The following is an 18,166-nucleotide window of genomic DNA, read 5'->3' on the forward strand; positions in this document are numbered from 1 at the left end:
TGTATAGGATCGCCTTCACCTTGACCGGAGGAGGCGTCGTATGACCAGCCGGCAGGCGCGCGTGTGGGTGGGCGTCACAGCGCTCGTCATGCTCGTGGTGATCGGCGGGCTGGCGCTCGCCGGGCGCGACGACACCCGGCCCGAGGCCGCGGCGGGCAACGCCGCGACGGGCGCGCCGAGCCCGAGCGCCACCACCTCGGCGCCGCCGCTGCTGGTCCCCGGCCGCCCGGGGGAGTCGGCCGCCACCCGTGCGCCCGATCAGGTGCGGGCAGCGTCGACGCCCCGGTTCAACAGCCTCGACATCTGGTACGTCCGGATGATGATCCCGCACCACGAGCAGGCGCTGGAGATGGCGACGCTCGCCCCCGACCGGGCCGCCGACCCCCGCATCCGCGCCGTGGCCGAGCGGATCCGCGCCGCCCAGGGGCCGGAGGTCGGCCTGCTGCGTGCCTGGCTCAGCACCCGCGACCTGCCCGCCGACGTGCCGGGGCACGACCACGGCAGCATGCGCGGGATGCAGTCCGCCGAGGCGATGCGGCAGCTCGCCGACGCAAGGGGCGCGGCGTTCGACCGGATGTTCGTGCAGATGATGACCGATCACCACCAGGGCGCGATCGTGATGTCCACCGACCTGCTGAAGGTCGGCGCCGACCAGTCCATGCAGGAGTTCGCCACCGGCGTGGCCGTCGAGCAGTCCGCCGAGATCACCCGCATGCGAGCCCTCCTGCCCTCCTGACCCCCGCACCCCCCGCTCCTCGCGGTGATCATGAGGTTGGCGGCGACAAATCGGACGACGACGCCCGTCAACCTCATGATCATCGCGAGGTGGGGCGGCGGGGGAGGGGTGGGGAGGGCGGGCCTAGGCTGGGGAATCGTGGCTCGCCTCATCCTCGGCCGTCCGCTGCGCGGTATCGCCTTCGACACCGCCGTCTGCGGGCTGGTCGTGTTCTTCGCCGTCTCCGCGTACGTCGCCGGCCAGATCGGCGTACCCGCGTTCGCGGTCGGGCTGGCGGCGGCGGTGGCGGTGTTCTTCCGGCGTGCCCACCCGACTGAGGTCGCCGTCGCGGTGGCCGCGCTCGCGCTGCTCCAGGTGATCGCCGGCTGGGGTCCGCTCGCCTACGACATCGCCGTGCTGATCGCCCTCTACAGCGTGGTCAAGTACGCCGACCGGCTCCGCGACGGCATCGTGGCCGGGGTCGTCGCCGTGCTCGGCGGGGTGCTCGCCGCGCTCCAGACGCCCGGCGCCGGGCCCTGGTGGATGGGCGCGTTCTTCTACGCCCTGATCGTCGGCGCGGTCTGGCTGGCCGGGCTGAACCTGCGGACCCGCCGGCTCTACGTGCTCAGCCTGGAGGACCGGGCCGCGACGCTGGAACGGGAACGGGAGGCGCAGGCGCGGGCCGCGGTCGCCGAGGAGCGCACCCGGATCGCCCGCGAGCTGCACGACGTGGTCGCCCACAGCATGGCCGTGATGATCGTGCAGGCGGACGGGGTGCGGTTCACGCTCGACCGGGATCCGGCCACCGCCCGCGAGGCGGCCAAGGTGGTGGCGGACACCGGCCGGGCGGCGCTGGAGGAGATGCGGCGGCTGGTCGGCGTACTGCGGGAACCCACAGCGACGCAGCCGGACCCGGCGGACGGGCCCGCGCACCGCCGGCCCGCGCTGGTGGAGCTGCCCGCGTTGCTCGACCGGTTCCGCGCCGCCGGGCTGCGGGTCGCCTGCGGCGGCGCCGGCGCGCCGCCGCCGCTGCCCCCCGGCCTGGAGCTGACCGTCTACCGGGTGGTGCAGGAGAGCCTGACCAACACGCTCAAGCACGCGGGCGTCGGCGCGTCGGTGGAGCTGACGCTGGACTGGAGCGCCGACGCCGTCGTGATCCGCGCCGTGGACGACGGGCGCGGCCGTCCGGTCGACGGCCCGGCGCCGTCCGGCGGTCACGGCCTGGTCGGCATGCGGGAACGGGTCGGGGTGTACGACGGCAGCCTCGCCGCCGGACCCACACTTGCCGGTGGCTGGCGGGTGCGGGCGCGGCTGCCGCTGTCCCCGGCGGCCGGCACCGGGGAAGGGAGCGCGGCGGCGTGACGGTACGGGTGATGATCGTCGACGACCAGGCGCTGGTACGCGCCGGGTTCCGGATGGTGCTCGACTCCCAGCCCGACCTGGCGGTGGTCGCCGAGGCCATCGACGGCGCGGACGCGCTGCGGGTGCTGGACCGGGTCGCCGTCGACGTGGTGGTGATGGACCTGCGCATGCCGACCATGGACGGGGTGGAGGCGACCCGGCGGATCTGTGCCCGGCGCGACGACGGGCGCCCCCGCGTGCTGGCGCTGACCACGTTCGACACGGAGGCCGACGCGTTCGCCGCGCTGCGCGCCGGGGCGAGCGGGTTCCTGCTCAAGAACGTGCCGCCGGAGGAGCTCATGGCCGCGATCCGGGTGGTCGCCCAGGGCGACTCGGTGGTGGCCCCGTCGATCACCCGGCGGCTGCTCGACCGGTTCGCCGGGCAGCTCGGCCCCGCGCCGGCCGCCGATCCCCGGCTGGCCCAGCTCACCGAGCGGGAACGGGAGGTGCTGCTGCTGGTGGCGCAGGGGCTCTCCAACGCCGAGATCGCCGCCCGGGTGCACGTCGCGGAGGCGACGGTGAAGACCCACGTCGGCCGCATCCTGGCCAAGCTCCGGCTGCGCGACCGGGTCCAGGCGGTCGTCCTGGCGTACGAGAGCGGCCTGATCACGCCCGGCGGCTGACCCGGCGTACGCCTCAGGTCGTACGGGTTTCCCCGGTGGGGGACGACCTCCGTCGCATCGAGGTCGAGCGCGCAGGTGGAGATCAACCAGGTGGTGCCGCCCCTAGCGTCGGAACTGTCAGAAAGACCGTGTCCGACAGGAGCACCTCAGTGTCCGCACCACCGACCACCGGCGTCACCCTCGCCGCCCGCGCGCTGCGCATGGAGTACGGCGCCGGGCAGTCCCGCGTCGTCGCGCTCGACGGCGTCGACCTCGACCTGGCCGCCGCCCGGTTCACCGCCGTCATGGGCCCGTCCGGCTCCGGCAAGTCCACCCTGCTGCACTGCCTCGCCGGCCTCGACCGGCCGACCGCCGGGGCGGTGCACATCGGTGACGCCGACCTGACGCGCCTGGACGACCGGCGGCTCACCCGGCTGCGCCGGGACCGGATCGGCTTCGTCTTCCAGAAGTTTAACCTGCTGCCCACGCTCACCGCGCAGGAGAACATTGTCCTGCCGCTGGCGATCGCCGGCCGTCGCCCGGACCCGGCGTGGCTGGGGCAGGTGGTGGCGGCGGTGGGCCTGACCGACCGCCTCGGGCACCGCCCGGCGGAGCTGTCCGGCGGGCAGCAGCAGCGCGTCGCGGTGGCCCGCGCGCTGATCACCCGACCCTGGGTGATCTTCGCCGACGAGCCGACCGGCAACCTCGACTCGCGTTCCGGCGCCGAGGTGCTGCGGCTGCTGCGCGAGGCGGTGGACATGCTCGGTCAGACCGTCGTCATGGTCACCCACGACCCGGCCGCCGCCGCGTACGCCGACCGGGTGGTCTTCCTGGCCGACGGCCGGCTGGTCGACGAGCTGCACGCGCCCACGGTCGGCGCGGTCCGGGACGCGCTCAGCCGGCTCGATCCGGCCGTCGCGCCGGCAGGGCGGTGACCGGGATGCTGCGCCTGACCCTGCGCCAGGTCCGCGCCGACGGCCTGCGCCTGCTGCTGTCCTCACTGGCGATCGTGCTCGGCGTCGCGTTCGTCGCCGGCACGCTGATGTTCACCGACGGCATGCGCGCCGGGGCGTACGAGCGGGCCGGTGAGTTCGACAGACACACCGACCTGGCCGCGTACGCGGAGAGCGACCCGCTGCCCCCGGCGCTGGTGGACCGGGTACGCGCCCTCGACGGGGTGGCCGCCGCCGCGGGCGAGCTGACCGGCTCCGCCGGGGTGGTGGGCGCCGACGGCCGACCCGTGCTCGGCTACGCGGTGCTCGCCGCCGTCCCCACCGAGGCGGCCCTGCAGTCCTACGACGTGGTGGCCGGGCGGCTGCCGCAGCGCCCCGGCGAGGTGGTGCTCGACGACGAGACCGTCGCCGAGGAGCGCTTCACCGTCGGCGGCCCGGTGTCGATCGGCGGACGCGACGTCGCGGCCCGGCCGTACACGCTTGTCGGCACCGTCGACGTGGACGGCAGCTCCCGCGACGTCGGTGGCCCGTACATCGGGCTGACCGGCCCGGACGCGCTGGCCGTCAGCGGTGAGAAGGGCTACGGCCGGATCATGGTGGCGGCCCGTCCCGGGGTGGACACGGCGGCGCTGGCCGACCGGATCCGCGCCGTGGTGGGACCGGACGTGACGGTCCGGGACCGCGACGCCATCCTCGACGCGGCGGTCGACGACGCGGTACGCGACCTGCGGCAGTTCGGCATGCTGCTGGGCACGTTCGCCGCGGTCGCGGTGGTGGTGGCCGGCTTCGTGATCGCCAACACCTTCGCCATCGTGCTCGCCCAGCGCTCCCGGCGTACCGCGCTGCTGCGGCTGGTCGGCGCCACCCGGGGGCAGATCTACCGGGCCACGCTGTCCGAGGCGGCGGTGACCGGCCTGCTCGCCTCCGTCGTGGGGGTGCTGGCCGGCGCGGCGGTGGCCGGCGGCCTCGGCGTGCTGCTCGCCGGCACCGGCGCGCCGCTGGGCGGCGGGCTCACCCTGACCCCGCGTACGCTGCTGCTCTCGCTGGGGCTGGGAACGCTGCTCACCGTGGCGTCGGCCGCGCTGCCGGCCTGGCAGGGCACCCGGGTCGCCCCGGTGGCCGCGCTCACCGACGCGGCGGTCAACCCGGTCCGTCCGGCCGGGCGGATCCGGCTGGCGGTCGGCGCGCTGGCGCTCGCCGCCGGTGTGGCGGCGCTGGCCGGCGCCGGCGCCACCGGCCAGGTGGTGCTGGTCGCGGCCGGCGGGTTGCTGGCCTTCGGCGGCATCGTGGCGTTCGGCCCGGTGCTGGTGCCGGCGCTGGTACGGGTGCTCGGCGGGCCGTTCCGCGCGGCGTTCGGCGCCACCGGCGGGCTGGCCGTGTCGAACGCGGTGCGCAACCCGCGCCGGGTCGCCGCCACCGCGACGGCCATGGTGATCGGCATCGGGCTGGTCTCCGCCTTCGTGGTCGGCGCGGCGAGCGTCAAGTCCGGCATCGAACGCGCGGTGGACGCCCGGATCGGCGTGGACTTCCTGGTCACCGGCATCGGCGGGGACCTGCCGGCCACCGTTGCCGGCGAACTGGCCGCCCGCCCGGAGCTGGGTGTGGTGCACGAGCAGCGCAGCCGGGTGGTCGGCGACGTGCAGCTGCGCGCCGCGCACCCGGCGCTGGTCCGGCGCACGCTGTCCGCCGTCGACGCCGGTGACCCGGCCGGCCTGGGGCCGGGTTCGGTGCTGGTGCACCGCGAGCTGGCCGCGACCAGGGGCTGGACGGCCGGTTCCACGATCACGCTCGCCGGGCGGCCGTTCCGGGTCGCCGCGGTGGTGGCCGACGAGGAGCCAATCCTGGCCGGGAGCCCGGTGCCCGCCGGTCACCTGGTGGACGTGCTGGACGCCGACTTCACCGCCATGTTCCCGACCGTGCGCGGCCACCTGGCCGAGGTGGATCCGGCCGCCGGGGTGAGCGTCGACGAGGCCCGGACCGCCGTCGAGTCGGTGCTGGCGCGCTACCCGACGGTGAACGTGATGGACCAGGCCGCGTACAAGAAGATGCTCACCGGCACCGTCGACCTGGTGCTGGGGTTCGTCACCGCGCTGCTCGGCCTCGCCGTGGTGATCTCGCTCGTGGGGGTTGCCAACACGCTCAGCCTGTCCGTGGTGGAACGCACCCGGGAGACGGCGGTGCTGCGCGCGGTCGGACTGAGCCGGGCCGGGATGCGGGGTGTGCTGGCGGTCGAGGCGGTGCTCACCGCGCTCGTCGGCACGCTGCTCGGCATCGCGCTCGGCACCGGGGCGGCCGCCGGGGCGATGGCAGTGGTGGCCCGCATCGGCGGGGACTTCACGCTCGTCCTGCCCTGGGCGCGGATCGGGCTGATCGTCGCGGTGGCGGTGGTGGCCGCGCTGCTCGCCTCGGTCCTGCCGGCCCGCCGGGCGCTGTCCCGGCCGGTGGTGGCGTCGCTCGGCGCGGACTGAGCACCACCGCCCGGACACGACGAGGAGCCGGCTCCGCCGCGGGCGGGGCCGGCTCGTCGTGGGTCAGGGTTGGGTGGCCGGCTGCCCGCCGGTGTCACCGCCGCCGGTGCCGGGGTCGGCGGTGGTCGGTTCGGGTGCCGGCGTAGTGGTGGGCGCCGTCGTCGCCGGCGTGCTGGGCGGCGTGGTGGTCGGCGCGCCGGTGGGCGCCGGCTCCTCGCTGACGCTCGGCTGCGCCGACGGGACCGTCGAGGCGCTCGGCGTCACCGACGGCGTGGCCGACGGCCGGCCGCCCGGGCCGACCGGCCGGTAGGTGTAGTCGTCGCCGGCCGTCGGCTCGTCGACGACCGGCTCCGCGGCCGGGTCGCTCGGCGCCACCGCGGGCGCCGTCTTGTCGATCTTCGTGGCCGGTTCGGCGGTGTCGTTCGCGGCGGCCACCAGCGCGCCCAGCGCGCCCATCGCCACCAGCACCGCGCCCAGCGCCCCGACGAGCGTGCCGCGCCGGCCCCGCCGCCGCGACGTCGCCACCGCGGCGCCCGGCCGGACCGCCGGCTGGTCGTCGCGGGACCGCGCCGGGCCCGCCGCGCCGCGCAGCGCCATCGTCGCGGTCGGTGAGTCGGTACGGGCGGCCCGCGCCGCGTCGGCCATCGCCGCGGCGCTCGGGTAGCGGTCGGCCGGGTCCTTGGCCAGCGCCCGGGACACCAGCTCGCGCACCGACGCCGGGATCTCCGCCGGCAGCTCCGGCGGCTCGTCGTCGAGATGGCGTACGGCCACCTGCAGCGGGTTGTCACCGGTGAACGGCGGGCTGCCGGTGAGGCAGCAGTACGCGACCGCGCCGAGCGCGTACACGTCGGTGGCGCCCGAGACCGGCCGGCCGGCGGCCTGCTCCGGCGCCATGTAGAGGGCGGTGCCGGGCACCGCGTTGGTGCTGGTGATGCTCGTGACGTTGGTCGAGCGGGCCACCCCGAAGTCGACGAGCACCACGGTGCCGTCGTCCTGCACCAGCAGGTTGCTCGGCTTCACGTCGCGGTGCACGATGCCGCGCCCGTGCGCCGCGTGCAGCGCCTGCGCCACCTGGGCCACGATCGACATGGTCTCGGCGACCTCAAGGCACCCCGCGTCCTCGATCCGCCGCGACAGCGGCTCACCGGCGACGAACTCCATCACCAGGTAGTCGGCCCGGCCGCCGCTGGGCAGCTCGTCCTCGCCGCAGTCGAAGACCTGGACCACGCCGGGGTGGCGCAGCGAGGCCATGATCCGCGCCTCGGAACGGAAACGGGCGATGAAGTCGGGGTCGGACACCAGGGCGGGAAGAAGCACCTTCACCGCGACCGGACGACCGAGGACCAGGTCGGTGGCACGCCAGACGTCGCCCATGCCGCCGGTGGCGACACGGTCTTCCAGGCGGTACCGACCGCTGAGTACGACGTCTGAGGACAGCACCCCCATACCGTACCCACAGCGGGCGCGAAGTATTTCCCGCGATCTCGGCGCGGGATCGAAAGCCTTCAGCGGGGCGTTCCAGCAGCCGGGACGCCGATCGGCGCACCGTGACCGGACCGGCACGATCGGCCAGAATGTGACAGCACGTCGCTGTCCGCCCGCGGGGCCCGGCACGATCGGTTGCGCCGGGGAGCGTCGATTCCGTACGTTGCGTTACCTCGACACGCCGGTGACGGGCGTAGACATTTCTCTCTCTTCCTCCGGCCCTGGCGTCTTGCCGGAGCGCCCCGCGTTCCCAGGCGTCGGCCCGGCTCCCGGCCGCCCCGAGCCGTCGGTACCGTATGTCCGCCGACGCCCGTGCCGCGCGGCAGTGTCCATGGCTCATCGCACCCGTGTGCGAGTGTCAGATCAACTCACCGGGGGGCGGGGTGCGGATGGCGGTGTGGCCACTGGCTCCCCGGCGTGCCCGGTGCCCGCACACGACCCGGTCCGGACGGCGACCGTGACGGCCGAGCTGAACGAGGCGGTCGCCGCGGCGCAGGCCGGCGACGAGGAGGCGTTCCGGTTCCTCTACCGCAGCCTGCAGCCCGCCCTGCTGCGCTACCTGACCGCTCTCGTCGGCGCCGACGCCGAGGACGTGGCCTCCGAGGCGTGGCTCCAGATCTCCCGCGACCTGCCCTCCTTCACCGGTGGCGAGTTCCGCGCCTGGGCGGTCACGATCGCCCGCAACCGGGCCATGGACCATCTGCGCCGGCAGCGGCGGCGTCCGTCGGTACCGGTGCCGGTGCAGGCGCTCAACGACCTGGCCGCCGACGCGGACACCGCCGACCGGGCCGGCGAGGCCATCGCCACCGAGAGCGCGCTGGCCCTGATCCGTACGCTGCCGCCGGCCGAGGCGGAGGCGGTGATGCTGCGGGCCGTCATCGGCCTCGACGCGGAGACCGCCGGGCGGGTGCTGGGACGGCGGGCCGGAGCCGTGCGCACCGCGGCGCACCGGGGCCTTCGCCGGCTGGCTGCCATGCTGGAGCGCTCGGCGGCGGACACTGCCCCGGACGACTCCCGGGGCGCCCTCGCGCCGCGTCCCCGTACCGACCGCCAGGTGCCGCACGCGCCCGAGGCCGAGCCGGCGGAGGGCTGACGTGAGGAGAGACGGCATGCACCCTCGCCGGTCCGGCGGGCCCGCCGACCGGGCGGAATCCGATCGTCTGCTCGACGCCGCGCGCGCCGGGTCGCCACCGGGGCCGCAGACCGACCCGCTGACCCGGCTGCTGTCGGCCGCGGCCGGCCCGGCCACCGCCGGTGAGATCGCCGGCGAGGACCGGGCGGTCGCCGCCTTCCGGGCCGCCCGCGCCGCGCCCGCGCCGGGGCCCGTGCCCGCGGTCCGGCCGCGCCGGCGCCTGCGGATCGCCGCCGCGCTGTCCGGGCTGGCCGCCACCGCGGTCGCCGGGGTGGCCTTCGCCGCCGTACGCCTGGACCGCCACCCGGACCCGGTGATCCCGCCGGCGCCGGCCACCAGCGGCCCGGGCGTCACCGGCCCCACCGCCACCGGGCCGTCGCGGCCGGCGCCGAGCACACCGGCCGGCGAGGCGTCGGGCGCGGCGTCCCGGCCGGCCCGCGACGTGACGCCGACGCCGACGTCGACGTCGAGCGTCCCGGCCGCGCCGCCCGCGCCCCCGGCGGGGAACAACCGGATCGTCGCCCACTGCCGCGCCTACCTGGTCAAGTCGGAGCGGCAGCGGGAGAAGGCGCTGACCAGGCCCGGCTTCGCCGACCTGGTGGCCGCCGCCGGCGGCCCCGAGCAGGTGGAGAGCTACTGCCGGAATTTGGTGGGGGAGCCTTCGGGGACCACGCCAGCCGAAGACGACGACCAGGACGAGGACGACTGAGCGCGGGGGGGCGCAATCAGATTCCGGACAAAAATTCATCTCTCCGGGCAAGCGGATCACGTCTGCTAGACAGAGGATGGTGTGACGGCGTCCCGCGCCGAACGGGCCGGGCGCGTCGCGACACCGTGGTCGTCCGTCGCCGAGGAGGAGCCGCCCCATGGTGATGTCGCCGGACCTGGACCGCGCCGTCGTCCTGGGCGACGAGCAGGCGGCCCGGGGCCATCTCGCCCGGATCTGCTTCAAGACCGGACCGCCCACGCTCGTCGGCGTCGAACTGGAATGGACCGTGCACGACGCCGCGGACCCGGCCCGGCCGGTCGACCGCGAGCGACTACGCAGGGCGCTGGGGCGGCACAGCCCCGTGACGCTCGACCCCACCAGCCCGGCCGACGAGCTCCGGCGCGCGAGCGCCGTGACCGTGGAGCCCGGCGGGCAGGTGGAGATCTCCGCCGCGCCGCGACCGACTGTCGGCGCGCTCGTCCTGGCCATCGAGGCCGACGTCGCCGAGCTACGGGCCCGGTTGGACGCCGCCGGGCTGGTGCTCGGCCGTAGCGGCATCGACCCCTGGCGGCTGCCGCGACCCGTCGTGGAAACCCCCCGCTACCGGGCCATGCGGTGCGCCTTCGACCGGCGCGGCCCGGCGGGGCGGGCGATGATGTACAGCACGGCGGGCCTGCAGGTCTGCCTCGACGCGGGCGAGCTGGAGCACCTCGCGCAGCGGTGGGCCGCCGCGCACGCCGTCGGCCCGCCGCTGCTGGCCGCCTTCGCCACCGCCGACCGGCACGCGGGCCGGGCCACCGGCTGGGCCTCCGCCCGGATGGCCACCTGGCTGGCCATCGACCCGGCCCGGACCCGTCCGGTGTGGTCGCCCGAACGCGCCGACGAGGATCCGGTGGCCGCCTGGACCGGGTACGCGCTCGCCGCGCCGCTGCTCTGCGTACGCGGCGACGGCCCGGACTGGACCGCGCCGCCGGACGTCACGTTCGCCGACTGGCTGGCCGGCGCGCTGCCCCGCCCGCCCACCACCGACGACCTGGAGTACCACGTCAGCACGCTGTTCCCGCCGGTGCGCCCGCGCGGCTACCTGGAGCTGCGCTACCTGGACGCACAGCCCGGGGCGGCGTGGACCGTGCCGCTGGCGGTCCTGGCCGCGCTCTTCGCCGACCCGGCGACCACCCGGGACGCGCTGGCGGCGGCCGCGCCGGTCGCCGACCGGTGGCGCGCGGCGGCCCGGTGCGGACTGGCCGAGCGCCCGCTGGCGACCGCCGCGGCGGCGCTGTTCGACCTGGCCCTGACGGCCCTGCCCCGCCTCGATCTGCCGCCCGCCATCCACGAGGAGACCCACCGAGAGATCCGGCGGCGACGTGCCGCCGCGGAGAGGGGACACCGGTGACCACGACCGAGCGACCGGGCACGGACGCCGAACGACTGCGCGACCGGATCGCCGCGGAGCTGGAGCGGACCCGCGCCCGCACCGCGGCGCTCACCGACGCGGTGGACGACGACGACCTGGTCCGGCAGCACTCCACGCTGATGTCGCCGCTGGTCTGGGACCTGGCGCACGTCGGCAACCAGGAGGAGCTGTGGCTGGTCCGCGACGTCGGCGGCCGCGAACCGGTGCGCCACGACATCGACGACCTCTACGACGCGTTCAAGCAGCCCCGCAAGGACCGCCCGGCGCTGCCGCTGCTGCCGCCGGCCGAGGCGCGCGCCTACGTGCGTACGGTCCGCGACAAGGTGTTCGACCTGCTCGACGGCATCCGCTTCACCGAGCGTCCCCTGGTCGCCGACGGGTTCGCGTTCGGCATGATCGTGCAGCACGAGCAGCAGCACGACGAGACCATGCTCGCCACCCACCAGCTGCGCGCCGGCGCTCCGGTGCTGGACGCGCCGCCACCGCCGGAGCCCCGGTCCCGGGTCGGCGGGGAGGTACGGGTGCCGGCCGGGCCGTTCACGATGGGCACCTCCACCGACCCGTGGGCGCTGGACAACGAGCGCCCGGCGCACACCGTCGACCTGCCCGCGTACCTCATCGACGTCGCGCCGGTCACGAACGGGCAGTACCGCGCGTTCATCGCCGACGGCGGATACGACGAGCCGCGCTGGTGGAGCGAGGCCGGCTGGCGGCACCGGATCGAGGCGGAGCTGAGCGCGCCGATGCACTGGCGGCGCGACGGCGACGGCTGGGCGTACCGCCGGTTCGGCCGCTGGTCGGCGGTCCGCGACGACGAGCCGGTGGTGCACGTCTGCTGGTACGAGGCGCAGGCGTACGCGGCGTGGGCCGGCAAGCGGCTGCCCACCGAGGCGGAGTGGGAGAAGGCGGCCCGCTGGGACCCGGCGTCCGGCCGGTCCCGCCGTTACCCGTGGGGCGACGAGGATCCGGGCGCCGAGCACGCCAACCTGGGCCAGCGGCACCTGTGGCCGGCGCCGGTGGGCGCGTACCCGGCGGGCGCCTCGCCGCTGGGCGTGCACCAGCTCGTCGGCGACGTGTGGGAGTGGACCTCGTCGCCGTTCCGCGGGCACCCGGGCTTCACCGCGTTCCCGTACCGGGAGTACTCGGAGGTCTTCTTCGGCGACGACCACAGGGTGCTGCGGGGCGGCTCGTTCGGCACCGACCGGTCCGCCTGCCGGGGCACGTTCCGCAACTGGGACTACCCGATCCGGCGGCAGATCTTCAGCGGTTTCCGCTGCGCCCGTGACGCCGGACCGGAGGAGTGAGCCGGCCCGATGTGCCGTCACCTCGCGTACCTCGGTCCACCCGTGCTCCTGGGCAGCCTGCTGTTCGACCCGCCGTACGGCCTGCTGCGCCAGTCGTGGGCGCCGCGTGACATGCGCGGCGGCGGCACCATAAACGCCGACGGCTTCGGCGTCGCCTGGTACCCGGACGACGGCGACCCGGTCCGGTACCGGCGGGCCCAGCCGATGTGGAGCGACACCACGCTGCCGGAGCTGGCCGCCGTGACGCGGGCGCGGGCGGTGCTGGCGGCGGTCCGGTCCGCCACCGTCGGCATGCCGCTGCACGAGACGGCGGCGGCCCCGTTCGCCGAGGGACGGTGGCTGTTCAGCCACAACGGCGTGGTGCGGGGCTGGCCGGACAGCCTGGTCCCGATCGCCGCCGGCCTGCCCGTGCGCGACCTGATCACGCTCGACGTGCCGACCGACTCGGCGCTGCTGTGGGCGCTGGTCCGGCACCGGCTGCGCGCCGGGGCCGCGCCGGACGAGGCGGTCGCGGACACGGTCGCGGCGGTCGCCGCAGCCGCTCCCGGCTCACGGCTGAACCTGCTGCTCACCGACGGTACGACGGTGGTGGCGAGCACGGGCGGCCACGCGCTGTCGGCGCGTCGCGGGCCGGACTCGGTGCTGCTGGCCTCCGAACCGTTCGACGACGACCCGGCCTGGCAGGCGGTGCCGGACGGCCGGCTCGTGGTGGCGTCCACGGGCCGGTTCGACGTGCGGGAGCTGACCGCCGCCTGACCTTTTCCCATCACCGGCAGGACAGAGAGGACACCTGATGAGCGCGGAGCCGCTGGAGATCCACCTGGAGGAGCGGGACCTCGACCGTGGGTTGCGGGAGGACGTACGGGTGGGGCTGGCCGCGACGCCGAAGTGGCTGCCGCCGAAGTGGTTCTACGACGCCCGGGGCAGCGAGCTGTTCGAGGAGATCACCCGCCTGCCGGAGTACTACCCGACCCGGGCCGAGCGGGCCGTGCTCGCCGCGCACGCCGACGACGTGGCCACCCTGACCGGCGCGAAGACGCTGATCGAGCTGGGGTCGGGCTCGTCGGAGAAGACCCGCCTGCTGCTGGACGCCTTCACCCGGCACGGCGACCTGGGCACGTTCGTGCCGCTGGACGTGTCGGTGAGCGCGTTGCGCTCCTCCACCGAGCAGATCGCCGCCGCGTACCCGGGGCTGCGGGTGCGGGGGATCGTCGGTGACTTCACCCGCCACCTGGACCGGCTGCCCACCGGCGGCCGGCGCCTGGTGGCGTTCCTCGGCGGCACGATCGGCAACCTGCTGCCGGTGGAGCGGTCCGGGTTCCTCACGGCGATGCGCGCGGCGCTGGAGACCGGCGACTGGCTGCTGATCGGCACCGACCTGGTGAAGGACCCGGCGGTGATCGTGCCCGCGTACGACGACGCGGCGGGCGTGACCGCCGAGTTCAACCGCAACGTGCTCCGGGTGATCAACCGGGAGCTGGGCGCGGACTTCGACGTCGACGCGTTCCGGCACGTGGCGGTCTGGGACCCGGAGCGGGAGTGGATCGAGATGCGGCTGCGCGCCGAGCGCCCGGCGACGGTGCGGGTGCTGGACACCGACGTCGTGTTCGCCGCCGGCGAGGAGCTGCGTACCGAGGTGTCGGCCAAGTTCCGGCCGGAGGGGATCGCGGCCGAGCTGACCGCCGCCGGGTTCACCCGGCAGGCGTTCTGGACCGACCCGGGCGGGCTGTTCGGGGTGAGCCTGGCCCGGGCCGACTGAGGGCCTGGGTGGTCCGGGCCACACCCGCTGACGGGCCCGGCGGGTGATCGGCTAGGCTGGCTGCGCGAAGGGGAGTAGCCCCCAATGTCGTGGTCGACACACTGGTGCGTTCCGCATCCGGCCACGCGGCCCCGGTCTCCGGGGCGGGCGAGACCTTCGACTCAGGCTGTCGCAGCCGGGTCGAGGGCGCCCCCGTTCCTCCTCCCGGCTTGATCGGGAAGGTTCACATGGAGGGTTTCCTCGTCGCGCTGGTGGTCAGCTTCGGCGTGATCTTCGTTGCGGAGCTGGGCGACAAATCCCAGCTCATGGCGCTGACATTCGCCACTCGGTTCAAGACGGTGCCGGTGCTCATCGGCATCACGATCGCCACCGCGATCGTGCACCTGGCCTCGGTGGCCATCGGGTACGGCCTGAACGCCGCGCTGCCCACCGGCTGGATCTCGCTCATCGCCGGCCTGGCGTTCCTCGGATTCGGCGCGTGGACGCTGCGCGGCGACAAGCTGACCGAGGAGGAGAAGCGCAAGGCCGAACGCAGCGGCAAGTCGGCGATCCTCGCGGTGGGTGTGGCGTTCTTCCTGGCCGAGCTGGGCGACAAGACCATGCTCGCCACCATCACGCTGGCCACCAAGTACGGCTGGTTCGGCACCTGGCTCGGGTCGACGCTCGGCATGGTCGCCGCGGACGCGCTGGCGATCCTGGTGGGCCGGATGCTCGGCCGGCACCTGCCGGAGCGGGCGATCCGTTACGGCGCGGCAGTGCTGTTCGCCATCTGCGGCCTGTGGCTGATCTTCGAGGCGGTCACCGAGCTGAACTGATCGGCCCGTGTCGCGCCGGCCGTCCTCTCCCGGGGGACGGCCCGCGCGACACGGGGCAGGCGGTTCCCCCCAGGTAGACGTCCGGGATGCCGTCACCGTCGGCGTCCCGGTTCTCCCGTTCGCTGATCCGGCGGTAGACCCGGTTGCGGCGGACCAGCACCACCGAGGCGAGCAGGGCGGAGGTCAGCGAGCCGAGCAGCACCGCCACCTTGACGCCGTCCTCCTCCGGGCTGCCCGTGCCGAACGCGAGCTCGCCGATGAGCAGCGACACGGTGAAGCCGATGCCGGCCAGCAGCGCGAGTCCGAGCAGGTCGGCCCAGGTGATCTCCTCGTCCAGTTCGGCCCGGGTGAACCGGGCGAGCAGGTACGTCGAGCCGAACACGCCGACGACCTTGCCCAGCACGAGTCCGGCGGCAACCGCGAGCACCACCGGGTTGCGGAGCACGCCGCCCACGTCCACGCCGACCAGCGTCACCCCGGCGGCGAAGAAGGCGAAGACCGGTACGGCCAGGCCGGCGGAGACCGGCCGCCAGCGGTGCTCCAGCCGTTCGGCCAGGCCGGGTGAGCCGTCGCGTCCGCGCAGCACGGGCACGGTGAAGCCGAGCAGCACGCCCGCGACCGTGGCGTGCACGCCGGAGGCGTGCACGAGCGTCCAGGCGGTCACGGCCAGCGGGATCAGCGCCCACCACCAGGTGCGGCGCCGCTGCACGAGCAACCCGAACACGGCGATCGGCAGCAGCGCGCCGAGCAGCGGCAGCGGGTGGAAGTCGGCGGTGTAGAACACCGCGATGATGGTGATCGCGAAGAGGTCGTCCACCACCGCGAGGGTGAGCAGGAACGCGCGCAGCCCCTGCGGCAGGTGGGAGCTGACCACGGCGAGCACTGCGAGGGCGAACGCGATGTCGGTGGCGGTGGGGATGGCCCATCCGCGCAGTCCGGCGCCGCCGGCGCTGAGCGTCACCGCCAGGTAGATCAGCGCGGGCGCGACCATGCCGCCGACGGCCGCGATCACCGGCAGCGCGGCCCGGCGGGGATCCCGCAGATCACCGGCGACGAACTCGCGTTTGAGTTCCAGGCCCACCACGAAGAAGAAGATCGCCAGCAACCCGTCGGCGGCCCAGGTGCGCAGGCTGAGGTCGAGGTGCAGCGCCGCGCCGCCGGGCCAGGGCACCCAGTGGCTCAGTTCCGCGTACCCGGCGCGCCACGGCGAGTTGGCCCAGATCAGCGCGATCACGGCGCCGAGAAGCAGCAGAGCGCCGCCGACCGTCTCGGTGCGCAGCACGTCGGCCAGGAACCGGGCCTCCGGCCAGGAGCGGCGGGAGAGCAGGCGCGACGGAGGTGGGGTGTGGGTCATGCGGCGTCCGTTCGGGAGCTGGGGTCGGCGAATCCATCGCCGACCAGGCTTCCCGGCACACCGGTTCCAAGCCTAACGGCCGCCGGGACCGGCGGCGAGCTGGGCCGGTGGGACGCTCGTCCCATCTCGTGGGCGGGCGTCCCACCGGCTCCGGTCAGCGCTGGCCGGGCAGCGCCGGCAGGGCGGCGCCGGCCGGTTCGCAGAACGCCGCCAGTCGCTTGATCAGCTCGTCCGGTTCCGCGTACGGGTCCAGCGTCCGCACCTCGTCCGGGTCCAGTTCCGGCACCGGGACGTGGGAGATCAGCGGGTGCAGCGGGCGGGTGTCCACCTCGTCCGCGCCGAACAGGTGCTCGTGCAGCTTCTCACCGGGCCGCAACCCGGTGAAGACGATCTCCACGGGCCGGTCCGCCTCGGCGGCGAGCCGGCGCGCCACGTCCGCGATCCGGACCGGCTCGCCCATGTCGAGCACCAGCGCCTCGCCGCCCCGGCCGATGGTCGCGGCCTGGAGCACCAGGTGCACCGCCTCCTGGACGGTCATGAAGTAGCGGGTGACGTCGGGGTGGGTGACGGTGACCGGCACGCCGGCGCGGATCTGCGCCTGGAACGCGGTGAGCACCGACCCGCGGCTGCTGAGCACGTTGCCGAACCGGACGCTGAGGTAGGTGCCGTTGAGCCGCTGCGCGTGGTACGCGGTGAGCCGCTCGGTGATCCGCTTGGAGTAGCCGAGCACGCTCGCCGGGTTGGCCGCCTTGTCGGTGGAGATGTTCACGAACTCGGCGACGTCCCGGCACGCCTCCAGCACGTTCAGCGTACCCAGGATGTTGGTCTTGATCGCCTCACCGGGGTGGCGCTGGAGCAGCGTGAGGTGCTTGAGCGCGGCGGCGTGGAACACCACGTCGGGCTGCCGGTCGGCGATCACCCGGGCGATGCCCTCGGCGTCGCGGATGTCGGCCAGGATCAGCTCCGGCCCGTCCAGCAGCGCGCGCCCGTGCAGGGACATCTGCAGCGCGTGCAGCGCCGACTCGTCCCGGTCGAGCATCATCAGCTCGTCCGGCTCGCAGCGGGCGATCTGCCGGCACAGCTCCGAGCCGATCGAGCCGCCGGCGCCGGTCACCAGCACCCGCCGGCCGGCCAGCCCACCCCGCTCCACGCTCAGCTCCGCCACCCGGTGCGCCCGGCCCAGCAGATCGGTGAGCTGGACGTCGCGCACGTCGGTGGCGGCGACCGGCCGGTCGAGCAGCTCGCGCACCGGCGGCAGCACCTTGAACGCCGCCCCGGCCTCCAGGGTCCGGGTACGCACGTCGCGCAGCAGCTGCGGGTCCGAGCCGCTCATCGAGAAGATGACGGTGGTCGCCCCGGTCGCCCGAACGGCGTCGCCGACCTGCTCGCGGCCGCCCAGTACGCGCAGCCCCTCCAGCCGCAGGCCGCGGCTGTCGGCCGCGTCGTCGAGCAGGCCGACCGGCCGGTAGCTGCTGTCGGGATCCTGCAGCAGCACCCGGACGAGCCGCTCGCTGGCCGCGTCCACCCCGTAGACCAGGCAGCGCTCGGCGTTCCGTGGGGCGGGTGGCCGGCGGTCGGCGTGGGCACGCCACAGGCCGCGGGCGGTCGCCATCACCACCAGCGCCACCGTGCCGCCGACGAGCGGCGTGCTGGCCGGTACGGGATGCCGCGTCCACTGCATCACGGCGACGGCGCCGACGGCCGCGACGAGCGCGACGGTGACGGCGAGCCCCTGCGCGTCCCCAGAGCTGCCGATCGGGTAGCGGCCGTAGATCCGGGAGCGCAGCAGCGTGAGCGCGGCGTACAGCGCGGCGCAGGCCAGCGCCAGGCCGAGCGTACGGGCGCTGGCGGCGACGGTCAGGTCGAACTCGTACCTCGTCCAGGCGGCGCCGAGAAATCCTCCGCACCACGCGGCCGTGTCCAGCGTTAACAGGGAAAGGGTGGCGGCGCGGTGGGTGATCCGGCGGTGCGGTCGCACTGCTGTGCTGGCTTCACGATCCATGGGCTGCCCTCTGTGTCCTATCCGGATTGAAAGGATTAGACCTTCTGTGCCTG

The 18,166-nt window shown here is 75.1% G+C and carries 15 protein-coding genes; 12 read left to right on the top strand and 3 right to left on the bottom strand.

From position 1 onward, the window contains the following. Positions 1–40 precede the first annotated feature (40 nt). The 5 genes from KBX43_RS19360 to KBX43_RS19380 all read left to right on the top strand — a co-directional run bounded on the left by KBX43_RS19360 (position 41) and on the right by KBX43_RS19380 (position 6,139). Positions 41–736 (top strand): DUF305 domain-containing protein, encoded by a 696-nt coding sequence (locus KBX43_RS19360; protein WP_210886260.1) that lies wholly within the window; start codon positions 41–43, stop codon positions 734–736. 138 nt (positions 737–874) lie between these two features. Beyond that, entirely contained in the window at positions 875–2,077 is a 1,203-nt protein-coding gene (locus KBX43_RS19365) for a sensor histidine kinase (protein WP_374226013.1), read from the top strand. Continuing rightward, complete coding sequence (locus tag KBX43_RS19370; protein ID WP_210886264.1) at positions 2,074–2,739, top strand: response regulator transcription factor; 666 nt, start codon at positions 2,074–2,076, stop codon at positions 2,737–2,739. The genes KBX43_RS19365 and KBX43_RS19370 overlap by 4 nt, the downstream gene beginning before the upstream one ends. A gap of 200 nt (positions 2,740–2,939) precedes the next feature. Next, positions 2,940–3,653: an ABC transporter ATP-binding protein gene (locus tag KBX43_RS19375; protein ID WP_051611472.1), complete on the top strand. Its 714-nt coding sequence runs from the start codon at positions 2,940–2,942 to the stop codon at positions 3,651–3,653. A gap of 5 nt (positions 3,654–3,658) precedes the next feature. Beyond that, positions 3,659–6,139 (top strand): ABC transporter permease, encoded by a 2,481-nt coding sequence (locus tag KBX43_RS19380; protein WP_210886267.1) that lies wholly within the window; start codon positions 3,659–3,661, stop codon positions 6,137–6,139. Positions 6,140–6,202: 63 nt separating this feature from the next. Here KBX43_RS19380 and KBX43_RS19385 read toward each other — a convergent pair whose 3' ends face one another. Then, a complete protein-coding gene (locus KBX43_RS19385) occupies positions 6,203–7,585 on the bottom strand; it encodes a serine/threonine-protein kinase (protein ID WP_166455887.1) in 1,383 nt (460 codons plus the stop codon). A 496-nt stretch (positions 7,586–8,081) separates the two neighbouring features. Between KBX43_RS19385 and KBX43_RS19390 the strand changes: the two genes are divergently transcribed. From KBX43_RS19390 to KBX43_RS19420, 7 genes are all read left to right on the top strand, one after another. Then, positions 8,082–8,717 (top strand): RNA polymerase sigma factor, encoded by a 636-nt coding sequence (locus KBX43_RS19390; protein WP_069088687.1) that lies wholly within the window; start codon positions 8,082–8,084, stop codon positions 8,715–8,717. Between the two features lie 16 nt (positions 8,718–8,733). Next, a complete protein-coding gene (locus KBX43_RS19395; protein WP_210886270.1) occupies positions 8,734–9,465 on the top strand; it encodes a hypothetical protein in 732 nt (243 codons plus the stop codon). A gap of 157 nt (positions 9,466–9,622) precedes the next feature. After that, positions 9,623–10,858: an ergothioneine biosynthesis glutamate--cysteine ligase EgtA gene (egtA, locus tag KBX43_RS19400; protein WP_210886285.1), complete on the top strand. Its 1,236-nt coding sequence runs from the start codon at positions 9,623–9,625 to the stop codon at positions 10,856–10,858. Next, on the top strand, positions 10,855–12,183 hold the full coding sequence (egtB, locus tag KBX43_RS19405; protein WP_210886288.1) for an ergothioneine biosynthesis protein EgtB: 1,329 nt from the start codon (positions 10,855–10,857) through the stop codon (positions 12,181–12,183). The genes egtA and egtB overlap by 4 nt, the downstream gene beginning before the upstream one ends. 9 nt (positions 12,184–12,192) lie before the next feature. Beyond that, positions 12,193–12,939, top strand: a complete 747-nt coding sequence (gene egtC, locus KBX43_RS19410; protein ID WP_210886291.1) for an ergothioneine biosynthesis protein EgtC — start codon at positions 12,193–12,195, stop codon at positions 12,937–12,939. A 37-nt stretch (positions 12,940–12,976) separates the two neighbouring features. Beyond that, entirely contained in the window at positions 12,977–13,942 is a 966-nt protein-coding gene (egtD, locus tag KBX43_RS19415; protein WP_043323718.1) for an L-histidine N(alpha)-methyltransferase, read from the top strand. Between the two features lie 227 nt (positions 13,943–14,169). Further along, positions 14,170–14,757 (top strand): TMEM165/GDT1 family protein, encoded by a 588-nt coding sequence (locus tag KBX43_RS19420; protein WP_069088592.1) that lies wholly within the window; start codon positions 14,170–14,172, stop codon positions 14,755–14,757. Here the strand turns inward: KBX43_RS19420 and nhaA are convergent. Both nhaA and KBX43_RS19430 read right to left on the bottom strand, forming a co-directional pair. Continuing rightward, positions 14,741–16,111 (bottom strand): Na+/H+ antiporter NhaA, encoded by a 1,371-nt coding sequence (gene nhaA, locus KBX43_RS19425; RefSeq protein WP_247677536.1) that lies wholly within the window; start codon positions 16,109–16,111, stop codon positions 14,741–14,743. The two genes, KBX43_RS19420 and nhaA, sit on opposite strands and share 17 nt — an antisense overlap. Before the next feature lie 154 nt (positions 16,112–16,265). Next, entirely contained in the window at positions 16,266–18,113 is a 1,848-nt protein-coding gene (locus KBX43_RS19430; RefSeq protein ID WP_043323722.1) for a nucleoside-diphosphate sugar epimerase/dehydratase, read from the bottom strand. Positions 18,114–18,166 lie beyond the last annotated feature (53 nt).

Source organism: Micromonospora sp. C41, assembly GCF_018070485.1.
Classification (GTDB): Bacteria; Actinomycetota; Actinomycetes; order Mycobacteriales; family Micromonosporaceae; genus Micromonospora; species Micromonospora chalcea.